This window comes from Sinorhizobium sp. 8-89, assembly GCF_030124325.1.
In the GTDB taxonomy this organism is placed as follows: domain Bacteria; phylum Pseudomonadota; class Alphaproteobacteria; order Rhizobiales; family Rhizobiaceae; genus Sinorhizobium.
In genome coordinates, this window is record NZ_JASKLR010000097.1 from 1 (window position 1) to 512 (window position 512).

A 512-nucleotide genomic window follows, 5' to 3' on the forward strand; every position below is an offset into this window, starting at 1 on the left:
TCTCGTCGATAAAGATCAGCCGCGCCAATGCCTTGTTGAAGAAGCGTCGCCGTCGCCGGATCCAGAGCTCACGCGCCCGCGCGATCTCCGGGCGCTGCTGCTCGCTTGCCTGCAGGCTTTTTTTATGGCTCAGCCCAAGGCGATGGAGAAGACGGCCAACAGTGGAGCGGTGCACGATGACGCCGCGCGCCGCAAGTTCCCCGCACAATTCGTCCAGCGTCAGCTCACCATTCCGCGCCAGGCGCTCGCGGACCCAATCGCCATGGGCGTTCAGCTTGCCGCCACCCAGGTGGCCTTGTCGCCGCGGCGCCAGCGATCCGGTCGCGCGTTTGAGGTTCACCAGATTGTTCACGAAACGCGGCGACACCCGGAAATGCCGGGCCGCTTCCCGGTGACTGTGACCTTCCTCGACAAAGGCAATGACTCGGCCGCGCAACGCAATCGGATGTGATTTGCCCATCGTGTCCCTCCCGTCGAAGGCAGGGAATCACAGCCAATCCGATTTGGGAATC

At 63.3% G+C, this 512-nt stretch carries 1 protein-coding gene; it reads right to left on the reverse strand.

All coding sequences use genetic code 11. The features are described 5' to 3' along the window. On the reverse strand, positions 1–460 hold a 460-nt coding region (locus tag QN219_RS33825), incomplete at its 3' end, for a winged helix-turn-helix domain-containing protein (protein WP_284004771.1). Positions 461–512 lie beyond the last annotated feature (52 nt).